A 682-nucleotide genomic window follows, 5' to 3' on the forward strand; every position below is an offset into this window, starting at 1 on the left:
ACAGCGACACAAAACCAAATTTTAACAGCAACCAATACCTTAGCAGATGTTGATGGTTTAGGAACGTTTAATTATCAATGGCAACAGTCATCTGATAATGGAGTCACTTGGACTGATATTAGTGGAGCAACTAATAATACGTTCGCCTTATCTCAAACACAAGTGGGGAAAAAGGTACAAGTAAAAGTTAGTTATACTGACCTATTAGGAACAGCAGAAACGGTTAATAGTAGTCCGACTTCTGTTGTTACTAATGTTAACGACGCTCCTACAGGAACAGTTAATATTACAGGAACAGCAACACAAAACCAAATTTTAACCGCCACAAATNGGTAAAAGTTAGTTATACAGACCTATTAGGAACAGCAGAAACGGTTAATAGTAGTTCGACTTCTGTGGTTTCTGGACTTTTGAATAATGCTCCTACAGGAACAGTTAATATTGCGGGTACAGCAAAACAAAATCAAACCTTAACGGCAACCAATACCTTAGCAGATGCAGATGGTTTAGGAACGTTTAATTATCAATGGCAAGAGTCAGCCGATAATGGAGTCACCTGGACTAATATTAATGGAGCGACTAATAATACTTTCACCTTATCTCAAACACAAGTGGGGAAAAAGGTACAGGTCAAAGTTAGTTATACTGACCTATTAGGGACAGCAGAAATAGTTAATAGTAG

At 37.6% G+C, this 682-nt stretch carries 2 protein-coding genes; both read left to right on the plus strand.

Annotation, left to right across the window (positions count from 1 at the left end; genetic code table 11):
- Positions 1-18 precede the first annotated feature (18 nt).
- Positions 19-336, plus strand: a complete 318-nt coding sequence (locus PL9214_RS33460) for a DUF8696 domain-containing protein (protein WP_500690261.1) — start codon at positions 19-21, stop codon at positions 334-336.
- A 59-nt stretch (positions 337-395) separates the two neighbouring features.
- A partial coding sequence (locus PL9214_RS29220; protein ID WP_139295203.1) for a DUF8696 domain-containing protein occupies positions 396-682 on the plus strand: 287 nt, incomplete at its 3' end.

Origin of the sequence: Planktothrix tepida PCC 9214 (genome assembly GCF_900009145.1) — a bacterium.
Lineage (GTDB): Bacteria > Cyanobacteriota > Cyanobacteriia > Cyanobacteriales > Microcoleaceae > Planktothrix > Planktothrix tepida.